The 8,655-nt window shown below is 69.3% G+C and carries 7 protein-coding genes; 3 read left to right on the top strand and 4 right to left on the bottom strand.

Features of this window, described 5'->3' with window-relative positions:
* Positions 1-157: 157 nt before the first annotated feature.
* Positions 158-1,321 (top strand): FAD-dependent urate hydroxylase HpxO, encoded by a 1,164-nt coding sequence (gene hpxO / locus ABLE92_RS23710; protein WP_348807255.1) that lies wholly within the window; start codon positions 158-160, stop codon positions 1,319-1,321.
* Positions 1,322-1,370: 49 nt separating this feature from the next.
* Here hpxO and eccB read toward each other — a convergent pair whose 3' ends face one another.
* Positions 1,371-2,855 (bottom strand): type VII secretion protein EccB, encoded by a 1,485-nt coding sequence (gene eccB, locus ABLE92_RS23705; RefSeq protein WP_348807254.1) that lies wholly within the window; start codon positions 2,853-2,855, stop codon positions 1,371-1,373.
* A gap of 176 nt (positions 2,856-3,031) precedes the next feature.
* Between eccB and eccE the strand changes: the two genes are divergently transcribed.
* Positions 3,032-4,786, top strand: a complete 1,755-nt coding sequence (eccE, locus tag ABLE92_RS23700; RefSeq protein ID WP_348807253.1) for a type VII secretion protein EccE — start codon at positions 3,032-3,034, stop codon at positions 4,784-4,786.
* Here the strand turns inward: eccE and manA are convergent.
* From manA to ABLE92_RS23685, 3 genes are read right to left on the bottom strand one after another with little or no spacing between them, the layout of a single operon-like run.
* Positions 4,780-6,027, bottom strand: a complete 1,248-nt coding sequence (manA, locus tag ABLE92_RS23695) for a mannose-6-phosphate isomerase, class I (protein WP_348807252.1) — start codon at positions 6,025-6,027, stop codon at positions 4,780-4,782. The two genes, eccE and manA, sit on opposite strands and share 7 nt — an antisense overlap.
* Positions 6,024-7,163 carry a hypothetical protein gene (locus ABLE92_RS23690; RefSeq protein ID WP_348807251.1) on the bottom strand — a complete coding sequence of 380 codons (1,140 nt, stop codon included), beginning with the start codon at positions 7,161-7,163 and terminating at the stop codon, positions 6,024-6,026. The genes manA and ABLE92_RS23690 overlap by 4 nt, the downstream gene beginning before the upstream one ends.
* 44 nt (positions 7,164-7,207) lie before the next feature.
* Positions 7,208-7,675, bottom strand: coding sequence for a DUF3499 domain-containing protein (locus ABLE92_RS23685; protein WP_348807250.1), 468 nt, complete (start codon positions 7,673-7,675; stop codon positions 7,208-7,210).
* A 104-nt stretch (positions 7,676-7,779) separates the two neighbouring features.
* Between ABLE92_RS23685 and ABLE92_RS23680 the strand changes: the two genes are divergently transcribed.
* Positions 7,780-8,298, top strand: a complete 519-nt coding sequence (locus ABLE92_RS23680) for a metallopeptidase family protein (protein ID WP_348807249.1) — start codon at positions 7,780-7,782, stop codon at positions 8,296-8,298.
* The last annotated feature ends 357 nt before the right edge of the window (positions 8,299-8,655 follow it).

Here is an 8,655-nt window from a genome sequence, read left to right as displayed (position 1 = left end):
AAACCCGCGGCTGCCGCGGGTGTTTTTGTTGTCTTCACAAACCACAAATCATGCCCCGGCAGCCGCTCCCACCAGCGCAAACACGCCGCGCAACCTCACAACCCGCGATCTACGGCTGTAGTATTAGCCTGGGAGGGTCAGGCGAAAGGAAGTCAGCGTGAAGGCGATCATCATCGGTGCCGGTATGGGTGGGCTCAGTGCGGCCATCGCCCTGAAGAAGCTCGGCGTGGATGTCGAGGTCTACGAACAGGTCACGGAGAACAAGCCGGTCGGTGCCGCGATCTCGGTGTGGTCCAACGGTGTCCTGTGCCTCAATCACCTCGGCCTCGAGAACGAGGTCGCCGAACTCGGCGGCATCGTCGAGACGATGAGCTACGTCGACGCCCACACCGGTGAGACCATGTGCCGTTTCTCGATGCAGCCTCTCATCGACGAGGTCGGCCAGCGCCCGTATCCGGTGGCGCGGGCCGAACTGCAGCTGATGCTGATGAAGGCCTACGGCATCGACGACATCCACTTCGGCAAGAAGATGGTGTCGGTCAGCGACGGACCCGAGGCCGCCACCGTCGAATTCGCCGACGGCAGCACCGATTCGGCCGACCTGGTCATCGGGGCCGATGGTGCGAAATCACTGACACGCGAGTACGTGCTCGGCGGCCCGGTCACCCGCCGCTACGCCGGCTACGTCAACTTCAACGGTCTCGTCGCCGTCGACGACGAGATCGGCCCGGCGACGGAGTGGACCACCTACGTGGGTGACAGTCGGCGCGTTTCGGTGATGCCCATCGCCGGTGACCGCTTCTACTTCTTCTTCGACGTCCCGATGCCCGAAGGTGTTCCCTTCGAACGGGGAACGGCGCGGGAGGTCCTCGCCGAGGAGTTCGCCGACTGGGCCCCCGGGGTCCAGAAACTGATCGAGACACTCGATCCGGCGACGACCAATCGGGTCGAGATCCTCGACCTCGACCCGTTCCACACGTGGGTCAAGGGACGTGTCGCCGTGCTCGGCGATGCCGCGCACAACACGACTCCCGACATCGGTCAGGGCGGTTGCTCGGCGATGGAGGATGCCGTGGCACTGCAATTCGCCTTCGCCGAACATCCCGACGACGTTCATGCCGCGCTCGCCGAGTACGAGAAGACCCGCGCCGAGCGGGCGGGAGATCTCGTCCTGCGCGCACGGAAACGATGCGACGTCACCCACGGCAAGGATCCGGATAAGACCTCGCAGTGGTACGCCGAACTGCGAGACGAGGACGGTACCAACATCATTCGCGGTATCGTCGGCAACATCATGGGTGGTCCGGTCACGCCGGTGTGACGTGCCGGCCGGGCCGGTCGGTGCTCTGACCCGCCCGACCTCCGCCGGCTCAGTTCTCCGGTTCCGGCACGGCCCGACCCGACGGATCCGCCGCGATACCGTCATGGGCCACCAACGCATCGTGCCGCGACAGTGTCGGGCCCGCGACGAGCAGCGACGCGACGGCCCAGGGTACCGGCGCCGGGGTGGTACCGAGTCCGAGCACCTGCGCGGTGGCCATGTCCGCGACGCCGAACCGGACACCCGAATCATTCAGGTAGAACAACGATTCCGTGCGGGTGCTGTCGTCTTCGTTGCCGGTCGTCTGGATGAACTCACCCGAGCCCGCGGGCAGGTACACCTCGTCGATCAGCGGCCCGGCACCGTCGGCGCCGGCCGGTGTCACCACGTCGACCCCCGCGGGCAGCGGCAGTCCACGTCCGAGGAGCAGGGAGGTCCGCGCCGTCGGGTCCGCGGAGCCGCGTGACCATACCGAACAGATCGTCGGAGCCGTCGCCGATGACACCAGATGCGGTGCGTGCGAGGGGAATTCGGTGACCGGCAGCGAATCGCTGCGGGGTGCGGCATTGACCGGGGCCGGCGACCGGGTCGGCACCTCGGCCGGGCTACCGGGATCGGCCAGCCGCAGCATCTCCGCGGTGGCCTCGCCGATCGGCTGGACGGAGTCGGTGAGCACGACGTAGTAGTCGAGATGACCGTTCACCCCGACGGTGCGGATCACCGAACCCACCGACACGTCGGGAATCGGCAGGTCCGAGGGCATTCCGGCGCCACCGATCCGCGGCACGGCCAACGGGGCCACCTCGGGCAGGGTGTTGAGGACACCGACGCCGACCAGGCGGGGCGTCACATCGGCGAGACCGAACGCCCGCGTCACGGCGGCGTCGTGCATGTCGACCTCGGCGCGTACCGGGACCGAATGCTCGCCGCGGACGACCTGGTAGACCAGAAACGTTGCCCGACCATCGGTCACCAACACCGCGTCCTGCGGTCCGGCCGGTGCGATCTGTGCTCCGGTGGCCGGCCGTTCGGCGATGACCGCCAGCCGACGGGTGGTGTCCTCACCGGTTCCGGGGTGGTCACACACACTCCACACCGACGTGTCGCGGTGCGCGCTGGCGGGCAGGGCGACCGGCGCCCCCGGGATCCCGAGCAGCGGACCCCGCGGATACGCCGACAACGCCGAGTCGGCAACCGACTTCGGTGCGCTGTCACTGCCGGTGATCAGTCGGGCCGAGGCCAGATTCAGGACCGGATGCACCTTCTCGTCGACGACGACGTACATCCCACCGCTCTGTTTGCCGACCAGGATCGATGCCTGTCCCACCGTCCCCTGTGGACGGATCAGGCCCCAGATGCCGAATCCGGCCAGCGCCAACACCGTCAGCACGGTGCCGAGCGCAAGTGCCCGCACGGAGGAGCGCATGGGATCGTGCAGCATCCGGGCGTCGCGCCGGACCAGGGCGTGCTCCAGCCGACTGAGCAGGAAACGATAACCGTTGACCTGCGCCTTGGTCGTCAATTGCCGCGCCATCGACCCCCACCCCCCGATCCACACACCACGCCGATACCTGATCAGACGCATCCCGAGCCCGATCGGTTCCCGTCGACGGGCTCGAATGTCGAACTGCGCCAACACCGGTTCACCCGGTCGGTGAGGTAGTAGCCTAGCCGATACATCAGCGCCGCGAGGCGGGGAGCAGGGGGACCATGATGACACTCGTTGACGCGCCGTCCGATCCACACACCGAGCCCGATGCCGATCCGGCCGTCGCGCATCGTCGTGACCGCGTTCGCCGCACACCGATACCGACCACCGTGGTCGTCGTCGAGGTCCTGCTGTTCGTCGGGCTGGCGGTCTGGGCGGCGTCGGGCTCACGGTGGGGTTGGGTCGCCCTGGCGATCGTCGCGGTGGTGTGCCTTACCGTCGTGCCGTGGCGTGATGGGATCTCCCCGATGTCCCGGCTGGGACGCCGGATCTCGTTCACCTGGACGCGGGCCCGACGACGCTCGACCGATCTGATCCCGGCACCGTTCGACATCCCACCGGCCCGGCAGACGGCCGCCGGCGCGGGATGCGCACCCGACGCCGAGACCCCCATCGGCGCACGCTGGGTCGGTCACACCCTGATCACCGCGATCCGCGTTCATCCGTGCGGGCCCGATACGACGTTCCTCACCCCGGACTCTGCGACGCCGCGCGACCCATGGGGACAACAGATCCCCCTCGAGGTACTGGCCGAGTGCATCGACCCCTACGACATTCCGCTGGCATCGATCGACATCGTCGGGCACGGTGGCCGCGCCTGGGGCGCCGACCGCGCCGCGGCGGCGTATCGCGCCACGCTGGGTCCGCTGCCGGCCACCGCCCTGCGTACCACCCTGGTGATCTTGCGACTGGATCCCCGGGACTGTCCGGACGCCATCGCCCGGCGCGGCGGCGGTGCGGTGGGTGCGTTGCGTGCGGCGACGATCACCACCCGTCGGGTCATCGCTCGCCTCGCCGAGCAGGGACTGGCCGTCTCGGCGTTGTCGGCCGCCGAGATCTCCTCGGTCACCGATCAACTCACCGGCGGCTGTTCCCCCGACGAGGTGACCGAGGCCTGGAACGGGGTGAGCTCGATGCGCCTGCACATGTGTGTGGCCGCGGTCGAGCCCACGACTCTGGTCGAGGTCGCCACGCGTGTGTGGGCGATGCCGGCCGCGGCCACCACCCTGACCATCCGCCTGTCCCGAAACGCCGCCGGCGGACTCCGGGTCGCCGGGCTGGTGCGCCTCGATGACCATCGCGGCGGCCCCGATCTGCCGCGTGCGCACCGGCATCGGGGCCTTCGTCCGTTGCCCGGCAACCAGTTCGACGCCTTCACCGCGGGTGTGCCGATGGCCTCGTCGTCGCGGTTGCACCGGTTGCTGCCCGCACTCGAGGGTGCCGACGCGCAGGCCGCCCTTTCCCGGATGCAGATCCCGGCAGCGGGTTGCGGGCAACTCGTCGGCGCGGACCGTTCCGGCCGCGCGGTCGCGGTGCCGCTCGCCGGACCGGGAATCGGCACCGTCGCGGTGTCCGGTGACCGGACGTTGTTGGCGCAGACGGTCCTTCGGACCGTCGCCACCGGCATCCCGGTGATCGTCCGTGCGGCCGACCCGCTGCGATGGCGCGGACTCGTCGAGGCTGTTGCCGCACCGCATCTCCTGACGTTCGCCGATCACCGGGTATCGGCGGGGTCGGGACTGCGGGTCGAGGTCTTCGACGGCGTGAACACCCCCGCTTGCGCACCCGACCCGGGGTGCACCCGCTTCGTCGTGATGGCCGACGCCGACGTGGCCGCCGCAGCCCGGGCGGACGTCGCGCTGATTCAGAATCCCACTGCGCCGCAGCGGGTCTCAGTACTCACCGGCCGCCATCGCACCGAGGTGACGATGGTCGCCACCGCCGCGGAACAGGCGTTGTACGCCGGAGGTCACTGAGCGCGGATCGGCACCAGCGCCCGGAAGAACACCGCGCGCGCGGAATCGGCGCGTACCACCACATCCGGGTCGGAGTCGGCCAGCCATGCCGCCCGGCCCGCGGGCACGGTGATCGGCGCCCCGCCCTGCGGCCGGACCTCGATCTGCCCGGAGAGCACCGCGAGGATCTGCGGCCCGGGCATGTCGAAGCTGATCGAGGCCGGCTGGGTCATGCCGGTCCCGTCGAGTTCGATTCGGGAGAGCCGGAATTCGGGTGCGGGTGTCAGATAGATGCGTTCGGCACCGACCGTGCGGATCGCCGGGATCAAGTCGTCGACGTCGACCGGGGTGAAGTCGAGGACCCGGAGCAATTCCGGCACGTCGATGTGTTTGGGCGTCAATCCGCCGCGCAGCACGTTGTCGGAGTTGGCCATGATCTCCACCCCGGTGCCCTCGAGGTAGGCGTGCAGGTTCCCGGCGGGTAGGTAGATCCCCTGCCCCGGTGTCAGGTGGACCCGGTTGAGCAGCAGCGACGCCAGTACCCCGGGGTCGTTCGGGTACATCTCGCCCAGTTGCAGGGCGGTGCGCAGTTCGGCGCCGAATGCGCTGCGTCCCGATTCCAGCAGGGTGACCGCCGCCGAGAGCACCGGCGGCATCAACGCGCCGATGGTCTGTTCCGGCAACGTCAGCCAGGTGGTGAACAGCGCCCGCAGCCCGCTCGAATCGGGTTGGCCGGCAAGCATTCCCAGATAGGGGTCCAGCTCGCTCACCTGGAGTTCGCGCAGTAGTGCGATGGTGGTGGCGGGTGCGCGGAAACCGGCCAGCGCATCGAAGTCACTCAAGGCGACGACGAGTTCGGGTTTGTGCCACGGATCGCGGTAGTTGCGGTCGCGGGCGTCGATCGGCAACCCGATCGCGTTCTCGCGGTCGAATCCCTCGCGGGCCTGCTCGGAGGACGGATGTGCTTGCAGCGACAGCGGTTCCTCGGCGGCGAGAACCTTCAGCAGGAACGGCAGCCGGCCTCCGAAGGCGGCGGCGGTGGGGGTACCGAGCGCCGCGGTGCGGTTGGTGTCGATGGCGGTCAGCAGGTCGGTCTCGGCGGTGCCGTCGGCGGTCAGTACCGATGCGGGTCCGGCGTTGTGGGCGCCGAACCACAGTTCGGCCTCCGGGTGAGGGGACGGTACCGGCCGGCCCCGGAGCGATGCGATGGCGGTCCGCGAACCCCACGCGTATGTCCTGAGATTGCCCTCGAGGACCCTCATCGGCGCCCGGCCTCGGTCAGACGCAGATACACCGCGGCCATCTCGATACGCAGCATGAGCACCAGCAACGACGTGAGATCTGCCGGCACGTCGGCGCGGTCGGCAGGGGTACCCGGCCACGATGGTGCAGCGGATGCCGTTGTGCGGGAGTCGATGTCGTCACCATCACCGACCACCACCTCTGCGGTGGGGATGCCTTCGATGCGGCGACGGGTGTGCCATTCGCGGGAGGCGGATGTGGTCACCAGCACCCGCGGCGGTGCATCCGGCCGCGGTCCGTCGATTTGCGGATCGTAGAAGATGTCGTCGGCCGGTGACGACGAGCCGGCGTCGGCCCACTGATCGCGGGCCACCCGTCCGATGTCGGTCAGATCGAGTGCCGCACCGGCGATTCCCGTCACCGCAAACATCACCCCCGAAGCTCGCCCGGCCAGCGCCGTCGTCGCCGGGGAATCCCCCGACCACACCATCGGCCCGTCACCGAGCCGCGCTGCCAGCATTTTCGCATGATTGTGGAATGTTTCCCGGCCCGGATGGTCGGCGGCCGCCTCGTCGTCGAGCGCGTCGGCGATGTCGGCAACCTCCGGTGCCGTCCCGGTGAACCGCACCTGACCCATGGAGGTCAGGACGGCGAGCAGGATCGCGACGAATCCGGCGAATCGAAACCGCGGGTCGACATCGATCCGCGGTGAGAGGTTGATTCCGTTGCCGCCCAGAGCATCCCGCAGGGGCCCCTCCACCGGTGCCGCGATCACGACTTCGGCACGTCGCCGCAGGGCGCGCGCGGCGGCGTCGGCGAGGATCATGTCGCCGCCGTCGTCGCCGGCCAGCACGACCACGTCGAGCGGTCCGATCCATCCGGGGAGTCCGGGCGCGGACACGATCGGTACGTCGATGCGGGTGGCCATCACCGCGGTGATCATCGCGGTGGCCGCGGCCGCGGCGCCACCTCCGGGACAGACAACCACGACACTGCGCGGGCGGAGTTCGGCGAGTGACTCGGTGACGCCTTCGCGGATCGCCTCGGCCACCGACCGCACCTGGGCACCGGCAAGGGCGGCCGCATGCAGCAGGCCTTCGGAATCCGCCGCGATCAGTTCCTCGACGTCGTCGAGATCGGTGGCACCGGTTCGCATGATCACCACAGTAGTCAGCCGGTCACGCCTTCGACCACCAATGGTCAGTCGACGGGGTCGGGCAGCACCCGGAGGTGTCCGCGTCGACCGGGCCGCGGCGTGGTCGGGGCGCGACGACGCTCGGTGTCGGTGGGGACGTCGGGGCGGCCGGTGGCCCGGTGGCGTCCGTGCCGGGGATCGTCGAATCCGTCGAGCGCATCGGGATGGGCCACATCGGCGGCGATCCGGCCGGCCCGTCCGCCGGTGCTGGCCTCACGGACGGCCTCGGCCAGGGCGGTCAGTTCGTAGTCCTCGGCGAGCGGTGTGGAGAATCCCCGTTCACTGCGCAGCATCTCCCAGCCTCGGGGCACGGTGATCCGTCGGGCGTGCTCGTCGCAGAGGTCCCAGGAGTGCGGTTCGGCCGAGCCGGCCAAGGGGCCGATCACCGCGGTCGACTCCGCGTAGACGAACGTCAGCGTAGCCACCGCGGAGCGGGTGCAGCCGGGCCTGCAGCACTGTCGGGGAAGCTTCACGTCCATGAGGTTAGCCCTGCGCGGATCGAACGCCGACCCCGACACGCGCGCAGAGGGTCAGACCGCCACGAGACATCGGGCACGGACCCTCCTACACTCACGCCATGCGTATCGATGGATTCCGTCCGGATCGGGCCGAACGGGGCGGCCCGGCGAGCGGCGGTGGCCGCCGACCGCCGCGGCGGCGGGAGCGGCGTGGGCGGGGTCTGCGCACCCCGTTGTTGCCGACCACGGTCCCCGCGTGGCGCAGCAAGTCCGACGAATTCGACGCCGTCGCACTCGAGGCCTTCGCCGAGATCGACCGACGCTGGCATGACGAGTTGATCGGTCTCGACATTTCGGTCGACGACATTCCGCGCATGTTGCCGCGCGATCCCGAGACGGTGGCGTGGCCCGATGAGGTCACCGCCGACGGCGCGGTCCCACTCGCACGACTCATCCCGGCGGGGGTGGATGTCCACGGTCAACCGACTCGCGCACAGATCATCCTGTTCCGTCGACCACTGGAGAGTCGCGCCCGCCGGGACACGGAGTTGATCGATCTGGTTCACGAGGTGCTCGTCCAGCAGGTGGCCACCCACCTCGGCGTCGACGAGGACACCATCGACCGGGGGCTGGATTAGACAGCGCCACCACGCTGAGCGCCGACTCCGTGCGCGCGTACTCACCGGAGTGGGTTGCATACTTCACCACCACCGCGTCGGGCGCGCCACGTCTGCACGACGAAGAGCGAGCGAGCTTGCGAGCGATGCGATGAGGAGGAAGACGTGGTGCTGTCAGCCCGGTGAGCACGCGCGGACGGAGTCCGCGCCAACCAACACAGCTCACCGGGCGCGCCACGTCTGCACGACGAAGAACGAGCGAGCTTGCGAGCGATGCGATGAGGAGGAAGACGTGGTGCTGTCAGCCCGGTGAGCACGCGCGGACGGAGTCCGCGCCAACCAACACAGCTCACCGGGCGCGCCGCTCCTGCACGACGA

The organism is Gordonia oleivorans (genome assembly GCF_040044975.1).
Lineage (GTDB): Bacteria > Actinomycetota > Actinomycetes > Mycobacteriales > Mycobacteriaceae > Gordonia > Gordonia oleivorans.
This window is presented reverse-complemented; position numbering and strand designations above follow the sequence as displayed.